This window comes from Methylobacterium sp. 285MFTsu5.1, from assembly GCF_000383455.1.
Taxonomy (GTDB): domain Bacteria; phylum Pseudomonadota; class Alphaproteobacteria; order Rhizobiales; family Beijerinckiaceae; genus Methylobacterium.
Genome location: NZ_KB911301.1, coordinates 23157 through 45880, shown reverse-complemented (window position 1 = coordinate 45880; position 22724 = coordinate 23157). Strand labels below are relative to the sequence as shown.

The 22724-nt window shown below is 70.5% G+C and carries 21 protein-coding genes and 3 pseudogenes; 14 read left to right on the top strand and 10 right to left on the bottom strand.

Going from position 1 to position 22724, the window contains the following annotated elements:
* The 3 genes and pseudogenes from H288_RS0128300 to H288_RS32975 form a co-directional block, all read left to right on the top strand.
* The coding region (locus H288_RS0128300; RefSeq protein WP_026605363.1) for a TCP-1/cpn60 chaperonin family protein at window positions 1–549 on the top strand (549 nt) is incomplete at its 5' end.
* Between the two features lie 244 nt (window positions 550–793).
* Window positions 794–1606: a transglutaminase family protein gene (locus H288_RS0128295; protein WP_020095946.1), complete on the top strand. Its 813-nt coding sequence runs from the start codon at window positions 794–796 to the stop codon at window positions 1604–1606.
* A gap of 189 nt (window positions 1607–1795) precedes the next feature.
* Window positions 1796–3097 (top strand): annotated as a pseudogene (locus tag H288_RS32975) (IS66 family transposase).
* A gap of 280 nt (window positions 3098–3377) precedes the next feature.
* Here H288_RS32975 and H288_RS0128275 read toward each other — a convergent pair.
* Window positions 3378–3683, bottom strand: coding sequence for a hypothetical protein (locus tag H288_RS0128275; protein ID WP_020095942.1), 306 nt, complete (start codon window positions 3681–3683; stop codon window positions 3378–3380).
* A 202-nt stretch (window positions 3684–3885) separates the two neighbouring features.
* Window positions 3886–5367, bottom strand: coding sequence for a carbohydrate porin (locus H288_RS0128270; protein ID WP_234083210.1), 1482 nt, complete (start codon window positions 5365–5367; stop codon window positions 3886–3888).
* 170 nt (window positions 5368–5537) lie between these two features.
* Between H288_RS0128270 and H288_RS0128265 the strand changes: the two genes are divergently transcribed.
* The 4 genes from H288_RS0128265 (at window position 5538) to H288_RS0128250 (ending at window position 6749) form a co-directional block, all read left to right on the top strand.
* Window positions 5538–5858, top strand: a complete 321-nt coding sequence (locus tag H288_RS0128265; RefSeq protein WP_026605361.1) for a PsiF family protein — start codon at window positions 5538–5540, stop codon at window positions 5856–5858.
* 241 nt (window positions 5859–6099) lie between these two features.
* Window positions 6100–6324, top strand: coding sequence for a hypothetical protein (locus H288_RS0128260; RefSeq protein WP_020095939.1), 225 nt, complete (start codon window positions 6100–6102; stop codon window positions 6322–6324).
* Between the two features lie 13 nt (window positions 6325–6337).
* Window positions 6338–6547 carry a hypothetical protein gene (locus H288_RS0128255; protein ID WP_020095938.1) on the top strand — a complete coding sequence of 70 codons (210 nt, stop codon included), beginning with the start codon at window positions 6338–6340 and terminating at the stop codon, window positions 6545–6547.
* Window positions 6531–6749: a hypothetical protein gene (locus tag H288_RS0128250; RefSeq protein WP_020095937.1), complete on the top strand. Its 219-nt coding sequence runs from the start codon at window positions 6531–6533 to the stop codon at window positions 6747–6749. The genes H288_RS0128255 and H288_RS0128250 overlap by 17 nt, the downstream gene beginning before the upstream one ends.
* Window positions 6750–6805: 56 nt before the next feature.
* On the opposite strand, the gene H288_RS0128245 is transcribed toward H288_RS0128250, so the two are convergent.
* Window positions 6806–7228, bottom strand: a complete 423-nt coding sequence (locus H288_RS0128245) for a hypothetical protein (RefSeq protein ID WP_128083460.1) — start codon at window positions 7226–7228, stop codon at window positions 6806–6808.
* A gap of 603 nt (window positions 7229–7831) precedes the next feature.
* Here H288_RS0128245 and H288_RS0128240 point away from each other — a divergent pair.
* The 3 genes from H288_RS0128240 (at window position 7832) to H288_RS0128230 (ending at window position 11654) form a co-directional block, all read left to right on the top strand.
* Complete coding sequence (locus H288_RS0128240; protein ID WP_103986244.1) at window positions 7832–8869, top strand: ABC transporter ATP-binding protein; 1038 nt, start codon at window positions 7832–7834, stop codon at window positions 8867–8869.
* A gap of 81 nt (window positions 8870–8950) precedes the next feature.
* The gene (locus tag H288_RS0128235) at window positions 8951–9976 is read left to right on the top strand and encodes an extracellular solute-binding protein (RefSeq protein WP_020095934.1); all 1026 of its coding nucleotides are present in this window, start codon (window positions 8951–8953) and stop codon (window positions 9974–9976) included.
* A gap of 16 nt (window positions 9977–9992) precedes the next feature.
* On the top strand, window positions 9993–11654 hold the full coding sequence (locus H288_RS0128230) for an iron ABC transporter permease (protein ID WP_020095933.1): 1662 nt from the start codon (window positions 9993–9995) through the stop codon (window positions 11652–11654).
* Window positions 11655–11768: 114 nt separating this feature from the next.
* Here the strand turns inward: H288_RS0128230 and H288_RS0128225 are convergent, their stop codons facing one another.
* Entirely contained in the window at window positions 11769–12554 is a 786-nt protein-coding gene (locus H288_RS0128225; RefSeq protein ID WP_020095932.1) for an SDR family oxidoreductase, read from the bottom strand.
* A 114-nt stretch (window positions 12555–12668) separates the two neighbouring features.
* Here H288_RS0128225 and H288_RS0128220 point away from each other — a divergent pair, with 114 nt between their 5' ends.
* Window positions 12669–13565: a LysR family transcriptional regulator gene (locus tag H288_RS0128220; protein ID WP_020095931.1), complete on the top strand. Its 897-nt coding sequence runs from the start codon at window positions 12669–12671 to the stop codon at window positions 13563–13565.
* A 357-nt stretch (window positions 13566–13922) separates the two neighbouring features.
* On the top strand, window positions 13923–14195 hold the full coding sequence (locus tag H288_RS0128215; RefSeq protein WP_020095930.1) for an usg protein: 273 nt from the start codon (window positions 13923–13925) through the stop codon (window positions 14193–14195).
* A 114-nt stretch (window positions 14196–14309) separates the two neighbouring features.
* Here H288_RS0128215 and H288_RS0128210 read toward each other — a convergent pair whose 3' ends face one another.
* The 3 genes from H288_RS0128210 to H288_RS0128200 form a co-directional block, all read right to left on the bottom strand.
* Window positions 14310–15878, bottom strand: coding sequence for a GMC family oxidoreductase (locus H288_RS0128210; protein WP_020095929.1), 1569 nt, complete (start codon window positions 15876–15878; stop codon window positions 14310–14312).
* Window positions 15879–15986: 108 nt separating this feature from the next.
* Window positions 15987–16523 carry a hypothetical protein gene (locus H288_RS0128205; RefSeq protein WP_026605360.1) on the bottom strand — a complete coding sequence of 179 codons (537 nt, stop codon included), beginning with the start codon at window positions 16521–16523 and terminating at the stop codon, window positions 15987–15989.
* A gap of 68 nt (window positions 16524–16591) precedes the next feature.
* Window positions 16592–16897: a hypothetical protein gene (locus H288_RS0128200; RefSeq protein ID WP_020095927.1), complete on the bottom strand. Its 306-nt coding sequence runs from the start codon at window positions 16895–16897 to the stop codon at window positions 16592–16594.
* Between the two features lie 254 nt (window positions 16898–17151).
* Between H288_RS0128200 and H288_RS36110 the strand changes: the two are divergent.
* Together H288_RS36110 and H288_RS32965 are read left to right on the top strand one after the other, a co-directional pair.
* Window positions 17152–17391, top strand: a pseudogene (locus tag H288_RS36110) (ribbon-helix-helix domain-containing protein); the annotation flags it as partial.
* A 279-nt stretch (window positions 17392–17670) separates the two neighbouring features.
* Window positions 17671–18513: pseudogene (locus tag H288_RS32965) on the top strand (aspartate dehydrogenase).
* A gap of 151 nt (window positions 18514–18664) precedes the next feature.
* Here H288_RS32965 and H288_RS0128185 read toward each other — a convergent pair.
* From H288_RS0128185 to H288_RS0128175, 3 genes are all read right to left on the bottom strand, one after another.
* A complete protein-coding gene (locus tag H288_RS0128185) occupies window positions 18665–20014 on the bottom strand; it encodes a dicarboxylate/amino acid:cation symporter (protein WP_020095925.1) in 1350 nt (449 codons plus the stop codon).
* Between the two features lie 82 nt (window positions 20015–20096).
* Window positions 20097–21548 carry an aspartate ammonia-lyase gene (aspA, locus tag H288_RS0128180; RefSeq protein WP_020095924.1) on the bottom strand — a complete coding sequence of 484 codons (1452 nt, stop codon included), beginning with the start codon at window positions 21546–21548 and terminating at the stop codon, window positions 20097–20099.
* A gap of 227 nt (window positions 21549–21775) precedes the next feature.
* Complete coding sequence (locus tag H288_RS0128175; protein ID WP_020095923.1) at window positions 21776–22675, bottom strand: LysR substrate-binding domain-containing protein; 900 nt, start codon at window positions 22673–22675, stop codon at window positions 21776–21778.
* Window positions 22676–22724: the final 49 nt, after the last annotated feature.

Genomic DNA, 22724 nt, shown 5'->3' with positions numbered 1-22724 from the left:
CAGGAGCGCCTGGCCAAGCTCGCGGGCGGCGTCGCGGTGATCCGCGTCGGCGGCGCGACCGAGGTCGAGGTGAAGGAGAAGAAGGACCGCGTCGACGACGCGCTGAACGCCACCCGCGCGGCGGTCGAGGAAGGCATCGTCCCCGGCGGCGGCACCGCGCTGCTGCGCGCCACGGCGGCTGTTCAGGCGCTCTCGAGCGACAACCCCGACGTCCAGGCCGGCATCAAGATCGTGCTGAAGGCGCTCGAGGCGCCGCTGCGCCAGATCGCCCAGAACTCGGGCGTCGAGGGCTCGATCGTGGTCGGCAAGATCCTGGCCGATGCGTCTTCGACCTTCGGCTTCGACGCCCAGACCGAAGCGTATGTCGACATGCTTCAGGCCGGCATCGTCGATCCGGCCAAGGTGGTCCGTGCGGCGATCCAGGGGGCGGCTTCGGTGGCCGGCCTTCTGGTGACCACCGAGGCGATGATCGCCGAGGCCCCGCGGAAGGAGGCTCCCCCGATGCCGAGCGGTGGTGGAATGGGCGGCATGGGCGGCATGGACTTCTGAGCTACCAAACCAGTTCCGGTGATGCCCGACGAGCCGGACGCCGGCTCGTCGGGGGCACGTCACGCGGGCCGGGATGCACGGACTGGCCCCGTTCCGGTCCTGCGGAAGCGCCCGACCGGAGAGCTCCCAAACATCGGCGCCGTGTCATCGCGATCGAGACCCGCGTCTCGCGCCGTGAGGCGGCCCGGGACGCGGGAGGCCGCGGCGGCGGCCGATCCCGAAGTCGCTCCTGAGGGCAACGCACATGCGCATTCTCGTCGGCGGCAAGATGACCTACGAGTTCCTGCAGCCCACCCCCATCATCGCGACGCTTAACGTCCACGCATCGCGCTTCTCGGATCTCGAACGACCCGACTACTTGATCACGAGCCCCGCTGTACCGGTCCAGGGCTATCGCGATAGTTTCGGGAACTGGTGCAGCCGCATGGTTGCCCCGGCTGGCCGCTTCACGCTGCGGACCGACACGATCGTGCGGGACCCCGGCGGCGGCGACCCGGCGGCCTTCGACGCTCGGGAGACCGCAATCGAGGAGTTGCCGTCGGATACGGTGCTGTTCCTCCTCGGCAGTCGGTACTGTGAGACCGATCGTCTGTCATCGATCGCCTGGGATCTGTTCGGCCACCTGCCACCGGGCTGGGAGCGTGTGCAGGCGATCTGCGACTACGTCCATGATCGAATTACCTTCGGATACGAGCATGCGCGAGCCACGCGGACGGCCTTCGATGCATTCGAGGAGCAGCGGGGCGTCTGCCGTGATTATGCGCATCTGGCGATTGCGTTCTGCCGGTGTCTCAACATCCCGGCACGCTACTGCAACGGCTATGTCAGCGACATCGGTCTGCCGCTGCCCCATGCGCCCGGCGATTTTGCTGCCTGGATGGAGGTTTTTCTCGGCGGGCGCTGGCACACGTTTGATCCGCGCAACAACAGCTCACGCATCGGTCGGATTCTGATCGCCTATGGTCGAGACGCCGCGGACGTCCCGTTGACGCTGACCTTTGGACCCAACGAACTCGTCGCGTTCCATGTGACGACGGAAGAAGCGCCTCCAATATAGTCGCAGATTTCTGAACGCGGCATTGGCTGCTGGAAGTCGTCGGCCGTTTGACTACGAAAGCTATCAAATCCTATCTGAGATACCGCAAATACGTGTCGTATCCTTGACGCAGATCGATAAATGCAGCGTTAGTGACTGGCAATTGCCCAGGCCCTTGCGTGGGACGGATTTTGCTGACTTCTTCGTGAGATGGGCCGCAGCGAACTGGAATGGCTGAGCCGCGAGGAACTGATCGATCCTTCGACAGACTCAGGATAAGGTGGTGCTGTGGCTGCAGCAACCGGACAAGACCTCGCGCACCTCATCCAAGCCGCCCGTGACGGATCGCAAGGAGCAGCGCGCGCACTCCAAGCCCAGCGGGGCAAGCCCCCTCACGAGGGTCACAGCCGGGTGCTGAGCGATGATCCCGATACAATCGTCCCGCGTCGTTCCCAGGCGTGTGCGTGCTGCGGCGCCAGCCTGCATGCCGCTCTTCCGGCAGAGGTCATCAGCGTCGCCGAGCAGATCGAGCTGCCCGCGGTGGCACCGATCGTGACGCAGCGCCAGCACTTTGCCGTTTGTTGTCCGAGTTGCGGGACGCGCGTGATCGCGCCATCGGCCGAAGCAACTCGCGGCACCCCGTTCGGTCCGCGGCTGCATGCGGTGGCGACGTACCTGAGGACCTTACAGGCGCTCTCGTACGAACGGCTGTAGGCGGCGCTTTCCGACCTGTTCGGCCTCACCCTCAGCCAGGGCGGGTTGATGAACCTGCTCCGCCGCGCGCAGGGCTGCTTCCTGTCCGGTTGTGACGCGGCCATCGCGCCCCCGGCGCCGGGCCGAGGTCATCGCCTGCGACGAGACCGGCGTGCGGATCGAAGGCGCGAACGCTTACCACTGGCTGTTCCACTCAGCTGCGGCCGTGGTGCACACGACTTCGCCGACTTGCGGCGCCGTCGTAGTGCGGGAGATGATGGAGGGGCACCGGCCCACAGTGTGGACTCGGACCGCTATACCGCCCAACAAGGCCACGCGGATGAACACCAGACCCACCTGGCGCATCTGGCCCTCGACATCGCCTACGTTGTCGAGGTCAGCGATGACCCCGTACCCTGGCGCCTGCAACTCTGGCTGGGAGACGTGTTCGCCCTGGCCGAACACGTCGTGGATCTCGCCGCCTCGACGCTTTCAGCCCAGCGCCGGAGCCTGGATCGGCAATTCGGTGCCATCTTGGCCACGCCGAGCCGCTATGACCTGACCCGCGAGCTGCAGGCCACGATCAGCCGCGCCCGCGATCAGCTCCTGGTGTTTCTCGCCTATCCCGGAAAGGTCGGGCCGACCGACAACAGTTCGGAGCGGCTGCTTCGTCCAGCCGTCGTGCAACGGAAGGTGACCAACGGTGACCGGGCCATGTGAGCGGCCGAGGGCGAGACCGCCATCCGCACCGTCGTCGACACAGCGCGCCTGACCGGCGCCCGTCGCTTCGCAACCATCCTCAAAACCGTCGGTGCCTGAACCCAGCCATCACAGACCTTGGTAATTGAAATGTCTGCTTACCGGCCGTTCTTCAAACAGAATGAATGACCGACTTGGGCGCCAAGTCGAATGTCCGGTTCTGCGCGCGACGTCGATCCAGCGTGACGAAATATGGCCGAGAGCGGAGTGGCCGCTGTGGAGCGCGACCGCTGCAAAGGCGGACGGCCTCCCACCGACCCGACCCTGCCGTCAGAGCGTATCGGCACGTCTCCCGGAAGCGGATCTCCAGCGTGCAGCAACCGGACGATGCGCGCCCTGCTCAGTGCGCCAGCGATCGGTCCGATGCGTCCGACGAACGCTTCTTCCTCTTGCGCTTGCTCGCTTTCAAGACCACGTCCGCGTTGTCCTCGGCGATGCGCTCAGCCAGCGCGAAGTCGTGAAGCTCCGCGGTCGCACCCTCAGCGGCGGTCGCCCCTTCTGTCACGGCGTAGAACGCGGCGCGGACGATCTCCTTCTTGCTCGCCTCCGGATGCCGCTCACGGATGGCGGAACGGATCGCCTTCGGCTTCATGCCCGGCGCGGCGATCTTCCTCAGCGTGTCCGCGATCTCCCGGATCGATGCCATACCGCTACCTTCACCTGACCCCTTCTGCCGGCTCACAAACCCGTCAGCCGACGGGGCGTTCCGATACCGCGGCCACACAGGCGGCTTCCCGCGCGCGACGCGCCGCACCCGCGGACGTGAGGTCGCGCCGACGCGCCGCGCTCCTCCCGAGACCGGAACGCGCTCGGCGCGCGCGGGGGCACGCAAGCGGGCCGCGTTCACCTCAGTAGCGGGTGATGGCACGCAGGCCGAACACCGCGGCGCCGCGCACCCGCTTGCCGTCAGGATCGCGCGGATTGGCGATCCCGCCACCCGGATGGGCGACGTACTGCACGGTCGGCTGCAGGGCGATGCCGGGCGCGAGCACGGCCTGATAGGTCGCTTCGAGCAAGATCTCGGCGCTCCGGCGCGGTGCGGGTGTCGTGCTCTGGAGCGCGGCGATCACATCGAGCCGGCGTGCCGCCGGGGAGATGCGGGTGATGCCGACGGCGAGGCCCAGCGTGTCGTCCGACCGTCCGGGGATCAGGCCGCGATAGGCGATGCCGCCGTCGATGTAGAGGTCCACGAGATTGCGGTCCCCCGGCGAGACGGACGCACGCAGGAAGACGCTGGCGCCGTCGTTGGGATCGTCCGGCTCCTGGTAGATCGTCTGGTCGATGAGCCCGTAGAGGCCCGAATTGCCCGAAACCCTCCGATCGAGGCCACTCACCGGATCCGGCGTGAGGGCATCGACGCGGCCGAAGCGGTGCCAGCCGCCCAGCGTGACGGTGCCCGGCCGGCCTTCGGAACTCGGACGGGTGTTGTAGGCGTAGGCGACCTCGGCGATGACGAGCGGGGGGTCGGAGACGGGGAAGCGGATACCGTTCGGATTGCGGCGCTGCGGGTCTACGCCCGAGCGGGGACGGCCGCCGCCGGGTGTGCCGTCGATCACGCTCGCCTGGAACGAGAGATCGGGCGTCGGGACGTACTTCAGGCGGACGGTCGGCGCCGAGAGCGGATAGGCCGGCCCTCCGTCCACCATGTTCGCGGCGAAGATCTCCGGCCAGCCGAAGGTACCGTTGGTGAACAGGATGCTGGTCTGGCTCACCATGTACTCGGTGTCGGCGGAGAGCTGGCCGACACGGACGGACAGCCTGTCGTCGAACAGGCTCTGCTCCAGCCACAGCTCCGAGAGCCGCGAAGCCGGCAGGGCCTCGATCTCGCTGATCGTCATGAGGTTGCCGACGCGGCTGCGGGAGGCTCCGCTGCCCTGGATCTGGTAGACGGTGGCGTGGGCCGTCGCCCCCTTCCACCCGGCGAGCGTGTCGAGATCGACATCGACGTCGAGATCGAGCAGCGTCAGGCCCGTGGAGCCCCGCCGCAGGCCGCCGCGCAGGTTGCGGTAGGTCTCGGCCACACTGATCAGGCCGAAGGTGATCCCGCGGCTCTCCAGGAAGGCGCGGTACCCGCCGGGATCGCCGGCGGCCCCGAGGAGGGGCTGGAACGAGGTCGTGACCTCCGCCGCGCGACCGGCCGAGAACACGGGCTGAGCGACCGAGGTCTGCGGATCGCCGCCTGCGCCGGAGGGTGAACCGATGGCGAGGCCCTCCGCGGCGACCCGCGCGGCCGTCGCCAGCGGATCCGCGGCCGGTTCGGCCAAGGCACGGCCGACCGGCGCGATGAGAACGAGCGTGATGCCAGCGAGGGCGCAGATGACAGAGCGCACCAGGACCTCTGGAGACATCGGGCTCGGCGAACGAAGGCATAGCCTCGTGACCATTCGACGACGGCGGTGGCGAGACATCGCCGCGAATTGATGGGACAGACGCGGCACTGACGCTGGCTCGTACAACCGCAGGTCGCTAGGGTTCTCCGCATCACCGGAGGTCCTCCACCGTGCGTACGCTCGCTCTCGCCTCGGCCCTCGTCTTCGCCTGCACGGTGTCCGTCCGAGCGCAGGCCCCCGCACCCTCGGCGGCTCAGACCGCGCAGCGGGATCGGATGAAATCCTGCAACGTGGATGCTGGGACGCAACGGCTGTCGGGCGCCGCCCGCAAGAGCTTCATGGCAGATTGCCTCGCGGGAAAGAGCGCCGCGCCGGCCAAGGAGCTGACGCCGCAGCAGATGAAGATGAAGAGCTGCAATGCGGATGCCTCGGCCAAGAGCCTCAAGGGCGCCGAGCGCAAGGCGTTCATGAGCACGTGCCTCAGAGGTTAGTCGCCTGCGCCCATACCGCGTCCCTGTTCGGCTTCTGACCAATGTCAGGGCTGCGTGAAACGGATGCCGTTCGAGATACCGACCGATCTCGGGCGTCCTGAACGTCACTCGGGCTTCCACGAAGCGGTCGACGTCCCCCTCACTCTCCCCCCGCTCCGTCGCGGAACGGTTTTGCCAGCCTCGCCGTAACTGACCCATCGAGCCGCGACGGCGCGGGTCAGATGGCCGAGGCGGTCCCAGCATGAAGCGCGCTCCCTTCCGCATCCTGATCCGCATCGAGGGCGATCGGCGCGTCCTGCGCGCGACCTCGGAGCGCGAGGCGGCGCTCAAGGCCGAATCCGTTCTCCGGCGCTACGACGTCCTGCCCGGCGGCGCCGGCCTCATCATCGAAGCGTCGGACACCCGGGCGAGCGCGCGCATCGCGGCCTATCTGGCCGACGTTGCGCTCGAGATGGAAATCGCGTGATCGGCCTCCGAGGATGACGGTCTCGGACAGCGCGGTCCCCTACGTGCTGGGCGCTGCGGCGGTGCGCTCGGTCGAGGTCATCGACGGCGGCGGCACACTGGCGATCCGATTGCGGTCGCCCGACGACAGTGAGTTCTGCGTCCTGCTGCCGATCGGTGTCGTGGGCGACCTCCTCTTTCAACTCGCGGATGTGATGAGCGTCAGCCTTGACCCACGCCCATGACCGAGAGGATGCCCACCTGGGCGAAGGGGATGACCCGGTGCTCGACGCGGTCGCCGTGCTTCGGTGCCGCGGGTACACGGTCGAGCCGGATGACGACTGCGCGCGCTGGCGGATCGACGGTGCTGACTGGATCACGCTCAGCGACCTGTTCGCGCGGGCTCTGCGGCTCGGCTTGAGAGACGGGCCGGGACGCGCGCAGTAATCCCCGGCCAGACCCGGAGTTGGACCGCTGAGGGATCGACCGGCGGGATCAAACACCTAGTTGATCAGGCAGAAGCCGGCTTCCGCCCTGTCGACGCCGCCGACGCGCCTCCCGGTCTCGCAACTCGGGGCGACGGCGCGCACCGCTTGGACACGCGGCGTTTCGGGCGGCGGGCGGAGGAGGGTGGGCTGTGGCCGAAGCTCCGGCTCGCGCGCTTCGGCCGGCATGTTCGCCACCGCTGCCGCGGCCGCCGCAGGAACGGCCGCAACGATGGGGGCCGGCGCGATCGCGATGATGGGACGGTAGCCGGCACGGCCGCTCGGGGCCGTGTCGGTCGCGGCGACAGACGGAGGCGACGCGGGTCGCTGCGCCGTCGACGACCGCCCGAAGAACAGACGCCCGCGCCCGCGCGCCTCGACGGTGTCGATGCTACCCACAAGTGTAGAGAACGCCACACCTGCCACCAGCCACGCGCGCATGATGTCCCCCACCGCACGCGAGGAGTATGGCATCGAACCAATTCAATAGTGCTGCCATGACCTTTCAAATTCGATTGATTTGATGAATGCAGAGCGCGGGATTTCCGCGCGCCTGACCTGTCAGCACCGAGCCGCGATCGACCGGACAACGCTGTCCTTCAGCAAGAGCGGCTCCCGGCGCGTCGATGACCGATTGCGCCGTGCACCGTCTGCCGTGTCGCGTGCTGAGCCGACCGATACGGTGTGGCCGCGCAGCCGGGAGGACACGCCCCCGCGGCAAGTCTCGCGGGCAGGACTTCCGGGCACGACCCACCGGCAAGCCTTCTTACGCCCCCCGGACCCGCGGCGCCGGAGACCGGGGCCGAGACAGCCGGACGTCAGGTACCGGGGCGGCCCAACCAACGACACCCTGGAGCCGCACCGCCCGGCGGGCCGCGCCGTGCCGGAGGGCCGGATGAGAACGGTGACTCCACCCGTTCTCGATCGAGGGCCCGTCGCCCGCCGGATCTCCTGCCCGTGTTTCGACGCCGCAAGACTTCTCCGACCGACGCGTCGCCCGGCGCCGGTTCAAGTCCCGCCGCGGGGCAACTCGCGGTGTCGGGCGTGAGCCGACGCTACGGCCGGACGCTGGCGCTGGACAACGTGTCGCTGACGCTCGGTCCGGGCGAGATCCTGGCGGTGCTCGGCGCCTCCGGCTGCGGGAAGAGCACGCTGCTGCGGCTCATCGCCGGCCTGGACGCGCCGGACGCGGGCGAGATCGCCTTCGGCGATCGCCGCGTCGCCGGGCGCGGCCGCAACGCGCCGCCCGCGAGCCGCGGCGTGGGCCTGATGTTCCAGGACTACGCGCTGTTTCCCCACCTCACCGTGCTGGCCAATGTCCGCTTCGGCCTCGCCCATCTCCGCGGCGCGGACGCGCGGGACATCGCCCGCGAGCGCCTCGATCAGGTCGGGCTGGCACACCGCGCCGACAGCTATCCGGGCACGCTGTCGGGCGGAGAGGCGCAGCGGGTGGCGCTCGCCAGGGCCCTGGCCCCGCGTCCGCGGGTGCTGCTCCTCGACGAGCCGTTCTCGAACCTCGATGCCGGCACCCGCGAGCGTGTCCGCGCCGACACCCTGGCGGTCCTGCGGCGGGACGGCATCGGCGCGATCCTCGTCACGCACGACGCGGCCGAGGCGGTCGCCTGCGCGGACCGCATCGTCCTGATGCACCGGGGTCGGATCGTCCAGAGCGGCAGCGCCGAGGCGCTGTACGCCGCGCCGGCGACGCCGTTCGCCGCCCGGGCGCTCGGCGAGATCATCGAGATTCCGGGCCGCGCCGTCGACGGCCACGTCGCGACACCCCTCGGCACGCTGCCCCGGCCCGACGCCGTGCCGGAGGGCGCGGTCCAAGTCTGCCTGCGCCCGGAGGCGATCCGCCTCGGGCCGGCGGGCGCCGGGGTGCCGGCCAGGATCCTGGGCCGGGCCTTCGCGGGGCCGCGTCTGCGCCTGGACATCGCGGTCGCGGGCCTCGGCGCGCCGCTGCGCCTCGACCTCCCGCCGGAGGAAGTCCCGGGCGAGCAGGTCGGCATCGAGCTGCTGCCCGGGCGCGCCCACGTCTTCCCGCTGCCGGACGGAGTCCAAGTGTTGTCAGATTGTAATTAGAATATATCTAAATAAATCCGCCTTGCAGGGCGCATTCTTACTGTATAGCACCGGCTCGTCGCTCGACGAACGGGGTTTATCATGTTGGACGTCTGCAGAACCGGAGCCTGGGCGAGCCTGTGCCTGTCTCTCTGCTTCGGCGGACCGGCCTACGCGGCCGAGGTCAACCTCTACACCACCCGCGAGCCGGGCCTGATCCGGCCGCTGCTCGACGCCTACACGGCGCAGAGCGGCGTCACCGTGAACACGGTCTTCGTGGAGAAGGGGCTGGCCGAGCGGGTCGCCGCGGAGGGCGCGCGCTCGTCCGCCGACGTCCTCATGACGGTCGATATCGGCAACCTGATCGAACTCGTCGACCGCGACCTGACCCAGCCGGTGCGCTCGCCCGTGCTCGAAGCGGCCGTGCCGGCGCCCCTGCGCGGCGCCGACGGGCGCTGGTTCGCCCTCTCGATGCGCGCGCGCGTGCTCTACGCCGACACGGGCCTGAACGATCTTGCGGCCGCGACCTACGAATCGCTCGCCGACCCGCGCTGGAAGGGCAAGGTGTGCCTGCGCTCGGGCCAGCATCCCTACAACACCGCCCTGATCGCCGCCTTCCTCGTCCGCCACGGCGCGGAGAAGACGGAGGCGTGGCTGCGGGGCGTGAAGGACAACCTCGCCCGCAAGGCGACGGGCGGCGACCGGGACGTGGCCCGCGACATCGCGGCCGACCTCTGCGAGGTGGGCCTCGGCAATTCCTACTATGTCGGACTGATGCGCTCGGGTCGCGGCGGGGCGGACCAGCAGAAATGGGGCGCGGCCATCAAGGTCGTGCTGCCGACCTTCGAGGGCGGGGGCACGCACGTGAACGTGTCGGGGGCGGTCGTCGCCAAGAACGCGCCGAACCGCGACCAGGCGGTCAAGCTCCTCGAGTACCTCGTCTCCGACGCCGCGCAGGCGCTCTACGCCAAGGTCGACTACGAGTATCCGGTGAAGGCCGGCGCCCCGATCGAGCCGCTGCTCGCGGAACTCGGTCCGCTGAGCGTCGATCCGACGCCGCTCGTCGAGATCGCCCGCAACCGCAAGGCGGCGAGCCTGCTCGTCGACAAGGTCGGCTTCGACAACTGAGTTCGAGCCGGGCCGGATGTCGGTGACCCGCTCTCTGGGCTGGGCGGGGGCGGTCGCCCTGGCGGCGCTGCTGCTCGCGCCCGTGATCTCCCTGGGCTTCACGGCGTCCGAGGGCGGCGGCGAGCTGTGGCCGCACCTCGCCGCCTACGTGCTGCCGCAGGCGATCCGCGACACCGCCCTGCTGCTCGCGGGCGTCGGCCTCCTGGTGATCGGGCTCGGGACCGCGACGGCGTGGCTGGTCGCGGCGTTCGACTTCCCCGGTCGGCGCCTCCTCGAGGCCGCCCTGCTGCTGCCGCTGGCGATGCCGACCTACGTGGTCGCCTACGCCTATCTCGACCTGCTGCACCCGCTCGGGCCGTTCCAGGTCGGGCTGCGGGGCCTGCTCGGCCTGTCGAGCCCGCGCGATCTCGCCCTGCCGGACCTGCGCTCGCTGCCGGGCTGCAGCCTGCTGCTCGGCTTCGTGCTCTACCCTTACGTCTATCTGCCGACCCGCGCGCTGTTCCTGATGCAGGCCGGCTCGCTGCTGGAAGCCGCGCGCACGCTCGGGGCCGGACCGTGGCGCAGCTTCCTGCGGATCGCCCTCCCGCTCGCGCGGCCGGCGATCGCCCTCGGCACCGGCCTCGCCCTGATGGAGGCGCTGAACGATGTCGGCGCGGCCGAGTTCCTGGGGGTGCGCACGCTGACGGTGCAGGTCTACGCCACCTGGGTGAACCGCTCGGACCTGCCCGGCGCCGCGCAGATCGCGCTGGTGATGCTGGCCGCGGTGGTCGCGGTCGTCGGCCTCGAACGGCTCGCGCGGGCCGGCCGCGGCTATGCCGGGGGCGCCCGCCGCCACACGGCCGGCGCGCGCCGCCGGCTGGACGGCTGGCGGGCCGGGGCGGCCCTGGCCCTGGGCACGGCCCCCGTCGCGATCGGATTCCTGGTGCCGGCGGGCTCTCTCGGCCTCGAGGCGTGGCGCCGGATCGACGCGAGCGGCTTGCCCGACACGCTCGCCGCCCAGGCCCTCAACACGGTCTACTACGCGGGCCTCGCCACGGCGGTGACGGTGCTGGCGGGCCTGGCGGTGGCGGCCGTTCCCTCCCTGCTGAGCGCCCGGGCCGGGCGCCTGCTCATCGGCGCGGCCGGGATCGGCTACGCCATGCCCGGGACCGTGCTGGCGGTCGGGCTCCTGGGTCCTCTGGCGCTGGTCGAGGCCGGGTTGTTCGAGGCCGGCCTGACGACCGCACGGGTGGGACTCGGGACCGGCGCCGCCCTCGTCATCGCCTACGCCCTGCGCTTCCTGACCGTCACGGTGGGCGCCAGCGAGGCCGGCTTCGCGCGGATCCCGCGCACCATCCCCGACGCCGCGCGGGTGCTCGGGCGGGGTCGGCTCGCCACGCTGGTCACCGTGCAGCTGCCGCTGGCCTGGCCCGCGGTGCTGAGCGGCGGCCTCCTCGCCTTCGTCGACATCGCCAAGGAACTGCCGGTGACGCTGCTCCTGCGTCCCCTCAACGTCGAGACGTTGAGCACGCATCTCTACGGCGAGGCGGCGCGCGGCACGTACGAGGACGGCGCCGTCGCCGCCGTGCTCATCGTGATGATCGGTCTCCTCCCGGTGACGCTCCTGCTCAGGCTCGACCGGAACGTGATCGGGCCGGGACGGTTGGCCGGGGAAGAGCCGCGGACCGGCCGGGGATAGGCCGGGGAGAGGTCGGGGAGAGGTCGGGGATCGCCCGCCCTTCGCGCCGCCCGCTCCCCGCGCCGGTATCCGGCCCGCGCCGCGCGCCCGTCTCCGCGTCGCTGGCCTCGGCGGTCAGGCGACGGTCGGCACGATCCCGCCCTCGACCCGGAGCGCAGCGCCGTTGGTCGCGGCGGCGAGGGGACTCGCCAGGTAGGCGATCATGGCGGCGACCTCGTCCGGCTCGATCAGGCGCTGGATCAGCGACAGCGGCCGATGGAGCCGGAAGAACTCCGCCTCCATCGCCTCGGGCGACAGGTCGGGATCGGAGGCGACACTCTTCAGGAAATCGCCGATCCCGTCGGAGCGCGTGGGCCCGGGCAGCACCGTGTTCACGGTGACGCCGCTGCCCTTGGTGAGCTGGGCGAGTCCGCGGGCGATCGTCAGCTGGGCCGATTTGGTCACGGCGTAGTGGATCATGTCGGGCGGCGGCACGATCCCGGACTCGCTCGAGACGAACAGGACGCGCCCCCAGCCGCGCGCCTGCATCCCCGGGAGATAGGCCTGCGCGAGCCGGGCCCCCGACACGACGTTGACCGCGAACAGGCGGTGCCAGTCGTCGTCGGCGATGTCCGGGAAGGCCTTGGCCTCGTAGATCCCGAGATTGTTGACGAGGATGTCGACCGCGGGGGCCGCGCGCACGAGCGCGGCAGCGCCCTCGGCCGTGGCGGGATCGGCCAGGATCGCGCGCGCGCGGCCCGCCGCGGCGACCGCGGCCGCGGCCGCGTCGAGCTTGGCCTGCTGGCGCCCCGCGATGATGACCTCCGCGCCCTCCGCGGCCAGCCGTTTGGCCACGGCGAGACCGATCCCGGCGGTCGAGCCGGTGACCAGGGCGCTTCGTCCCGTGAGCTGAAGATCCATGACGGTTCGTCCTCGTTGCCGTGTCGGTCCCGAGGAGATGGACGGCCGCCGGATTGCTGAGTAGCAGGCATCGCGGCACGATGATCGTGACTTCGATGCACGAGTGGCGGCGCGATGGACAACCGGCTCGGGGACATGGAGGCGTTCCTCCAGGCGACGCGGTGCGGCAGCTTCGCGGCAGCCGCCAAGGCCCTGCGGCAAACCCCCTCCGCCGTGAGCCGGGCCGTCGCCCGCCTCGAGGCGCGCCTCGGGGTCGCGCTGCTCCGGCGCACGACCCGATCCCTGACCCTGACCCCGGAAGGCGAGGCCTATCGCGAGCGGGCCGCCGAGCTGATGGCGGAACTCGACGCGATGGAGCGGGGCCTCACCCAGACCGCCGCCGAGCCGAGCGGGCGGCTTCGGGTGAACGCCTCGGTCCCGTACGGGACCCACGTCGTCCTGCCGGTCCTGCCGCGCTTTCTCGCGCAGCACCCGCGGATGAGCCTGGATCTCGCCCTGACCGACGAGGTGATCGACCTGCCCGCCACGCAGGCGGACGTCGCGATCCGGATCGGCCCACTCCGCGACACCCGCCTGCGGGCCCGACGCCTCGGGCGCAGCCGGATGATCGTGGTCGCCGCCCCCGCCTATCTCGCGCGGGAAGGTGTCCCGGAGCATCCCGACGGCCTCGCGGCGCACAATTGCCTCAACTTCAGCTTCCGCCGCTCCCTCGATACCTGGCCGTTCCGCGTCGGAGCCGGTCTCAACCAGCGGCCGATCCAGGGGAATTTCTACGGCAATTCCGGCGAGGTGGTGCGCCTGATGGCGCTCGGCGGCGCCGGGATCGCCCGCCTTGCCCGGTTCCATGTGGCGGCCGATCTCGCGGCCGGTCGGCTCGTGCCGGTGCTGGAGGCGTTCAACCCCGGCGATGCCGAGGACGTCCACGTCCTCTATGTCGGCCACGCGCGCTTGGCGCTGCGCATCCGAAGCTTCGTCGATTTCCTCGCCGCCCACGCGACGGTGGAGGAATGACATCGGCGCGGCAGACGCTTCACGAGCGATGCCTCGACTGCAGTAATATTTATTTTCATTGCTCGAAGACGCGCAATATTTGAGACGCTTGGGTCCTGAACAGGATCAGATCCGGCGACGGAGAGGCCGGCTCGCGGTCCGGGCGCTGGAACCGAGCGTCGCCGAGCCCGTCATACGCGGCCCGACCTCGGTGCAGCGCGCGCGTGCGCGCGACCCCGAACCGCTCTGGCAGCCATCGTCCGCTCTGAGTGCTAACCGACTGAGATCGCGGGCGATTCGGCGTTTGTTAACAGCTCAGCCGGCAACTTTCTTGCTTCGTCGTGGGTCACTCTCACGATGCGCGCAGGAGGGGCCGCCATGAGCGTTTCGACCGCCTTCCGTCGTCAGCTGGAAGGCTACAGCCTGACGACAGCCGAGATCCTGTATCACCTGCCCGACCATCCCCACCTGCTCCAGACCTTCATCTGGCAGCAGCACGATCTCTTCCCCGTCTTCCCGGAGCTGAAGCGCTTCCTGGCCTTCTGGCAGGGCGCCCTCGATGGGCCGCTGCATTCGGTGAAGGTGGCCCACAGCCGCCTGATCAGGCCCGCGGAATTGCGGGCCGTCGGCAGCGAGTTTCACCTCCACTGACGCCGGGGGCGGGAGCCGAGCTTTCCGCGGACCCGCGCGGTAAGCGCGATCGCGATGGTCGCGGAGATCGCGGAGATCGCCTGCGCCGGCCGGATGCGGGCGCAGGATCCGCGCTCAGATCTCGCCGCGACTCATCCGCTTGGCGATGTGGTCCGCCTGCCGCAGGGCCAGCGCGACGATGGTGAGGGTCGGATTCTCCGCGGCGCCGGTCGTGAACTGGGAGCCGTCCGAGACGAACAGGTTCTCGACATCGTGGGCTTGGCCGAAGCGGTTGACGACGCCGTCCCGGGGCTTCTCGCTCATGCGGTTCGTGCCGAGGTTGTGCGTCGACGGATAGGGCGGGGTGCGGATGGTGCGGACCGCGCCGACGGCCTCGTAGAGGGCGCTGCCCTGCCTGTAGGCGTGCTCGCGCATCGCCTCGTCGTTGGGATGGTCGGCGAAATGGACCGACGCGACCGGCATCCCGTAGGCATCCGTGTCGTCCGACAGGGTGATGCGGTTGTCGGAACAGGGCATGTCCTCGCCCACGATCCAGAGGCCCGCCATGTTCCGGTACTTGTCGAGGGCGCCGGTGAAGTCGCGGCCCCACGTCTGCGGGTCGAGGAACGCCGCCATGAAGGGCAGGCCCAGGGAGAGCGTCTCGAGCTCGTAGCCGCCGACGAAGCCGCGGCTCGGATCGTGCCGGGCCTCGTCGCGCACGATGCCGGCCATCGTGGTGCCGCGGTACATGTGGACCGGCTTCTCGAAGATGGCGTAGACCGAACCGGTCGTGTGGCGCATGTAGTTGCGCCCGACCTGCCCCGACGCGTTGGCCAGACCGTCGGGGAACTTCGCCGAGTGCGAATTGAGGAGCAGCCTCGGGCTCTCGATGGAGTTGCCGGCCACGGCGACGGCCCGCGCTCTCTGCCGGTGCTCGACGCCGTCCTTGTCGGCGTAGACCACGCCGGTGACCTTGCCGCCGGGATCGTGCTCGATCCGCAGCACCTGGCAGCCCGAACGGACCTCGAGCCGGCCCGTGGCCTCGCCCTTCGGGATCTCCGCGATGAGCGTCGACCACTTCGCGCCCGACTTGCACCCCTGGAAGCAGAAGCCGAGCTGCATGCACGCGGCGCGGTCGTCGCGCGGCTCGGAGTTGATGGCCATCCGGCCGGTATGCACCTCCGTGTAGCCGATCTTGCGGGCGCCGGCCTCGAGCACCTTGAAGTTGTTGTTGCCCGGCAGGCCCGGGATGCCGTTGGTGCGCGTGACGCCCATCCGGTTCTCGGCCATGGCGTACCAGGGGTCCATCTCCGGGAGGTCGACGGGCCAGTCGAGGAGGTTGGCCCCCTTCACGGCGCCGTAATGCGTGCGCGTCCTGAACTCGTGCTCCTGGAAGCGCAGCGACGCGCCCGCCCAGTGCACGGTCGAGCCGCCGACGGCCTTCACGATCCAGGCCGGCAGGTTGGGGAACGTCTTGGCGATCGGCCACGGCCCGGTGGCGTGCCGCTTGTCCTTCCAGGCGAGCTGGGCGAACGAATCCCACTCGTCGTTGACGAAGTCGAAGGTCTCGTGCCGGTCGCCCGCCTCGAGGATGACGGTGTCGATGCCCTTGAGCGCGAGCTGGGTCCCGAGGGTCCCGCCGCCGGCGCCCGAGCCGACGATGACGAAGACGGAGCCGTCGCTGAGGTCGTAGGGAGCTGACATGGTTTCCTCCTGCCGCGGATCGGCCCCGTCCCGTCTTCGCGCGGGATGGTCGGACCGAGCGGTGAATGCGTGTCGCGCGCGGCCGTCGGCGCGGGCGCCGGGCCGCCGTCAGAGCCAGTCGATGTCGTCGAAGCCGCGCTCCAGGTAGCCGCCCTTGTCGAAGGAGGCGCCCTCGTAGCCGAAGATCGGCCACAGCTCCTTCTGGCTGTAGAGACCGACGATGAGGTTGGCCCGCACCTTCTGGAAGAACGGGGTCGGCTCGATGGTCTCGAGGAGGGCTGCCCGGTCCGTATCCTGCGGAACCTTGGCGTAGGGCAGGCGGTGCCTCTCGACGGCCGCCCGGTTGAGCGCGGCCATCCCGTCCTCGAGGAGCGTCAGTTCTCCTGGAGCGGTCCGCGCCGCGTCGTCGAGGATCTGCACCGCGGCGGCGTAGTACCTGTCGGCGACGCGGTCGTGCGGGTAGCAGTCGCGCGACATCTGCACGAGCGAGGCGAAGGTCTCGGGCTTCGTCGCCTTCGGCATCTGCGCCCAGGCCCGCCCGGTCACGCTGCCGTCCGGCATGACCGCGACCGCGAGCAGCGTCGAGCCCGCGGCGCCCAGGAAGCCGCGGCGGGACAGTTGTGCGCCCGTCTCCTGCATCCTCATCCCGTCCTCCCCTGTCCGTGTCGGTCGTGCCGGTGCCGCGGCGGCCGATGGCGGGCCGTCGCGGGTCATCAGGCGAAGCGCCAACCGCGGGCGAGCACCTCGATCTTGTGCTCGTCCGGGTCGTCGATGAAGCAGGAGCGCGCCGTGCCCCGGGCGGCCCCCACGCCCAGGCCGCAGGCGCCGTCGTGGCCCGTGTTGACCGTCAGCTCCGACGCGAGACCGGACGCGGCATGCGCGAGATCGATCGGGGTGAAGGTTTCGAAGCCGGGCCGGTCGGCGGTGTCGAGGCGGAAGGTGGCCCGGTAGAAACGCGCGGAGCGCGCCGCGTCCCGGACCCGGATCATCGCGGGGATCCGCTCGGGCATGTCGGACATGTCGCGCATGATCCCCCCTGTCGAGGCCCGAGGCCGACGGCCCCGAGGGGTCCCGCCGAGCGGAAACTTAGAGCCGCTCCAGCGTGCGGTGGTAGTATCATGCTACTGCGGAGCGGGCCCGCGACGATCCGCGGAGCGCGTTATGCCAGAGCCCGGAAGGCAGTGGAAACGGGCGCGCGCTGCATTATTCTTCCTCATCCCGGGGAAGCGCGGGCGGTCGCCGCGGGTGAGCGGCGCGGATCGCAGGGGTGGACATGTGCAATCTGTACTCGGGGATGCCGTCCGCCGACTACGAGGGCGAGACCCGCTCCATCCGGCTCGGCGGACACTCGACCTCGATCAGGATCGAGGTGATGTTCTGGAACGTGCTCGAGGACATCGCCGCCGCTCAGGGCATGACCCTTCCGCGCCTCGTGACGCTTCTCTACGACGAAGTGCTCGCTCTCCACGGTGAGGCACGCAATTTCGCCTCGCTCCTGCGGTGCGCGTGCCTGAGGCACCTCGAGATGAAGGCGGACCGCCTCGCCTCGGCGCAGCGGCGCGCCGTGGAACAGCGCGGCAGGGTCGCGGGGGACGTCGATGGCGCCCTGGACCGGATCGACGACCGTGACGTCGGCGTCGGACACGTCGCGCGGACCGCGCGCGCCCTGCGCGGCGACGCGGTCCGGCCGCGCGATGCCCGCGGCGAGGGCTGAGGCGCGTCCCCCCCGGCATGGCCGATGCAGAGGGCTGGCGCGGTCGGCCGCTCCGGCCCCGATGAACGGATACCCGACATGCCGCTGCAGGAAGCCCCGAGGTCGCCCATCCGCGGCGGTCGCATCGCGATCGCCGGCCTCGGCACCGTCGGGCTGGCCGTGGCGCGCGCTCGATGCGGGCGCCATATCGGGGCTGAGGCTGACCACCGTCGCGGTTCACGATGCCGCCAGAGCCCGGGCCGCCCTCGCGGCGCTCGCGGAGCCGCCGGAGGTCGTCACCGCGTTCGACGCCCTGGAGCCGCGGGCCGACATCGTGCTGGAATGCGCGCCGTCCCAGCATCTCCCGGCGATCGTGCGGCCCTTCGTGGCGGCGGGGAAGACCGCGATCGTGCTGAGCTGCGGCGCGCTCCTCGATCACGAGGACCTCGTGGCGACGGCCCGCGCCCACGGCGGTCAGATCGTCGTCCCGACCGGCGCGCTGCTCGGCCTCGACGCCGTGACGGCCGCCGCGGAGGGTACTATCCGCACGGTGCGGATGATCACCCGCAAGCCCGTGCGCGGCCTCGTCGGCGCGCCCTACCTCGCGGAGAACGGCATCGAGATCGGCGGCATCACCGAGCCGATGCGCATCTTTGCCGGCAGCCCCCGCGAGGCGGCCCGCGGCTTCCCGGCGAATTTCAACGTCGCGGTCGCGCTCTCGCTGGCCGGCATCGGTCCCGACCGGACCGAGCTCGAGATCTGGGCCGACCCCGGCCTGGAGCGCAACACGCACCGCATCGAGGTGGAGGCCGACGCCGCGCGCTTCGCGATGACATCGAGAACGTCCTGACCGACGAGAACCCCCGCACGGGCCGCATCACGGCCCTGTCGGTCATCGCCTACCTGCGCAAGCTCACAGCCCCGCTCCGGGTCGGAACCTGACAGACCGGACCCGGCCGGCACGGCCCCTGCCGCCGCGCCCCCGCGCCCGGAGCGGTGCCCGGGCGCGGTCGCCTCTCAGAGCCCGGAGCGGTCCGTGACAGCGGCGAGCGGCGCGATCCCGTCCGCCATCGAGCGGGCCACGGCGGCCCCGTCAAGCGCGGGCGGCGCCGGTCGCGGGCCGCGCGGCGAGGTCGAGGCGCGGCCCCGCGGGCTCCGCGCTCACCTCCCGGACGCCACCCGCGATCTCACCCCGCCACTTGGCGACCGCCGCGGTGGCGAGCCCGTTACCGAGGACGTTCGTGACGGTGCGCCCCATGTCGAGGATCTGGTCGATGCCCATGATCAGCAGGATGCCGGCGGCCGGGAGACCGAACATCGGCACGGTGGCGGCGACCACGACCAACGAGGCCCGCGGCACGCCGGCGATGCCCTTGCTCGTCACCATCATGACGAGCAGCATCGTCAGCTGCTCGCCGAAGCCCATGTGAATCCCGAACGCCTGGGCGATGAACAGGGCGGCCATGGCCTGGTACATCATCGAGCCGTCGAGGTTGAACGAGTACCCGAGCGGCAGCACGAACCCGGTCACGCGCGGGCGCACCCCGAAGCGCTCCAGCACCTCGACGGTGCGCGGGAAGGCGGCCTCGCTGCTCGCCGTCGAGAAGGCGAGGATCATCGGGGCGCGCAGCAGGCGCAGCAGCTCCACCACGCGGCGGCCCAGCACGGCCCAGCCGGCACCGATCAGCAGCAGCCAGAGCAGGGACAGGCCCGCGTAGAAGCTGGCGATGAACTTGCCGTAATCGAGAAGGACGCCGAGCCCTTGGACGGTGACGACCGCCGCGATGGCCGCGAAGACGGCGATCGGCGCGAGCCGCATCACCGTGTCGGTGACCCTGAACATCACGCGGGCGAGGCCGTCGAGAAGCTGCACCATCGGCTCGCTGTAGCGCCGGTCGATCGTGCTGAGACCGAAGCCGAAGAAGATCGAGAAGACCAGGATCTGCAGCACCTCGTTGCCGGCCATGGCCGAGACGATGCTGGTCGGGAAGACGTGGACGAGGAAGTCGCGCAGGTTCAGCGAGGCGGCCTTCAGGCCGGTCTGCGCCCCCGCGTCGGGCAGCGGCAGGCCCAGGCCCGCGCCCGGCTGGAACAGGTTCGCGGTCAGGAGCCCGAGGGTGAGCGAGACGACCGAGGCGGTGACGAACCAGCCCATGGCCAGCGCGGCGACCCGGCCGACCGAGCGGGCGTCGCCGAAGCTCGCGATGCCGGCCACGATGGTGGCGAACACGAGCGGCGCGATGATCATCTTGATCAGACGCAGGAAGATGTCGGTCGCGAGGGTGAAGTGCGCCGCGAACGCCTTGGCCTCGTCGGGTCCGGCCGCCAGTCCGTGGAGGACGGCGCCGACGAGGATGCCGAGTGCCAGCCCGAGCCCGGTATAGAACGTGAGCCGGCCCGAGCGCGATGTCGTGGAATCCGGGTCCGTATCGGCGTGCGTCATCCGTTGTCCTCCCATGGGATCGTGTTGTTCGGCGTGCGGGACCCGACCGCTGGCGTCGCGGGCGCGGATCCCGGATTCTGGATCAGGCCCCGGCGACGGCCCGGGCGATGACCGGATCGGGGGCTTGCGGGCGGGTCAGCCGCTCGGGCCGGAGGACCGCGTCGAGCTGCGCGCGGGCCATCAGCCCCTTCTCGAGCACGAGGTCGTAGACGCCGCGGCCGGTCGCGTGCGCCTCCATGGCGACGGCCGTCGCGTTGCGGTAGCCGATATAGGGGTTGAGCGCGGTCACGATCCCGATCGAGTGCTCGACGCTGGCGCGCAGCCGTTCGCGGTTGGCGGTGATGCCCCGCACGCAGTGGAGATCGAGCGTGCGGCAGGCGGCTTCGAGATGCGCGAAGCTGCGGAACAGGCTGTAGGCGATCACGGGCTCGAAGGCGTTGAGCTGCAGCTGGCCGGCCTCGGCCGCGAAGCTGATCGTCACGTCGTTGCCGATCACCTCGAACGCCACTTGGTTCACCACCTCGGGGATCACCGGATTGACCTTGCCGGGCATGATCGAGGAGCCGGCCTGCCGGGCCGGCAGGTTGATCTCGCCGAAGCCCGCGCGCGGACCGCTGGAGAGCAGGCGCAGGTCGTTGCAGGTCTTGGACAGCTTCACGGCCACCCGCTTGAGGACGCCGGACACCTGCACGAAGGCGCCGCAATCCTGGGTTGCCTCGACCAGATCCTCGGCCGTGACGAGCGGGATGCCGGTGATCTCGGACAGCCGCGCGCGGACCGCGGCCGCGTAGAGGGGATGCGCGGTGATGCCGGTCCCGATCGCGGTGGCGCCCATGTTGATCTCGCGGATCAGCAGCTCGGCCTCGCCCAGCCGGGCCTCGTCCTCGCCGAGCATGCGCGCGTAGGTGCCGAATTCCTGGCCGAGCGTCATGGGCACCGCGTCCTGCAGCTGGGTGCGGCCCATCTTGAGCACGTCCGAGAACTCGGCGGCCTTGGCCTCGAAGCTGCCGCGCAGCGACGCCATCGCGGCGACGAGCCGACGGATCGCGCCGATGCCGGCGATCTTGAGGGCCGTCGGGTACACGTCGTTGGTGCTCTGGCCCATGTTGACGTGCTCGTTCGGGTGCAGCTGCCCGTAGGCGCCGCGGGCGTGGCCGAGCAGTTCGAGCGCGCGGTTGGCCACGACCTCGTTGGCGTTCATGTTGGTCGAGGTCCCGGCCCCGCCCTGAATGAGATCGACCACGAACTGATCGTGCAGGCCGCCGGCCCGGATCTCCTCGCAGGCCGCGACGATCGCGTCGCAGCGCGCCGCATCGAGCAGGCCGAGTTCCCGGTTGGCGAGCGCCGCCGCCTGCTTGATCGCCGCGAGCGCCCGGATCAGGTCCGGGCAGGTGGCCAGCGTGGTGCCGGTGATCGGGAAGTTCTCGACCGCGCGCAGGGTATGGATGCCCCAGTAGGCCGCCTGCGGAACCTCGCGGTCGCCCAGGAGGTCGTGCTCGGTGCGGGTCGGGGCGGCGGAAGCGATCTCGGACACGGCTCTCTCCTCGCGCGCGGAAGCGATCCGGCGCGCCGTAGGGCAGGACGGTTGGGCGGACGATTGCGCGTGAGCGACCGGCCCGCGTGAGGGGGCGTCGACGCTCTCGACGGTGCGCGATGAAGGGTCGCCGCCAGTCGCCCCGCCCTCACGGGCGGCCGCGCCTGACCGGCCGGCGTCTGATAGTCCCGGTGCCGGCGGGCCGCCAATGCTAGTTGCGACCAGAACTATTCCGAACCGGAATAGTTCTTCGAATCCGCGGCGGCGGCCGACCAGACGGCCTCTAGGAACGGCCGGGCCCGCTCCGCGCTGCGGTACAGCCGGATCTCCATCGACATCTCGGGGCTGACGATGGCGAGCGCGCCCGCCGCGATCTCGCCGGCCACGAGGCTCCTCGGCAGCCACGCGACCCCGTGTCCCGCGAGCGCCATCGACCGCAGGGCCTCGGCCATCGAGTTCTCGTTCGTGTGGACCGGATAGGTCGCGGGCGCGCCCTCCCGGGCCTGGGCGATGGCGGCGAGCCGGCCCAGGAAGGAGCCGCGGGAATATTGCAGGAGCGGCAGGCGGCCTTCCCGGTCGCGGGGGAGATCCGCCGGCGCCGCCACGGCCACGAGGCTGTCCTGGCCCACGACGAGGCAGGGAAAGCGATCGGGCCCGAGCGGGATCGGGATGCCCGGATGGTGATAGGTCAGCATGAGGTCGTAGCCGCCCTCGACCAGGGCCTGGAGGCAGATGTTGAAGTTCTCCGGCAGCACGCGGCTGCTCATCGCGCCGAGCTCGCCCCGGAGCGTGCCGAGCCAGCGCGGCAGGAAGGAGAGGCAGAGCGAATGCAGGGCAGTGATGGCGACGACGGGCAGGCTCGACCGCTCGCTGCGGTTGCGGAAGTCGGCGCGGCTGAGGGTGAGGAGGCGCACCACCTCCTCGGCGGTCTCGAGGAAGTGGCGCCCGTCCGCCGTGAGGGTGATCGGGTAGGTGCTTCGGTCGAGCAAGGCCGTGCCGAGCCAGACCTCCAGGGAGCGGATGCGGCGGCTGAACGCCGATTGCGTGACGTGACGCGCCTCGGCCGAGCGTGAGAAGCTACGGGTCTCGGCGAGGCTGAGGAAGTCCTCGATCCACTTCAGTTCCATCGCCGGCCGGGCCACGTCCAGGGGTCACGGCCTTGAAACGCAGAAAGGG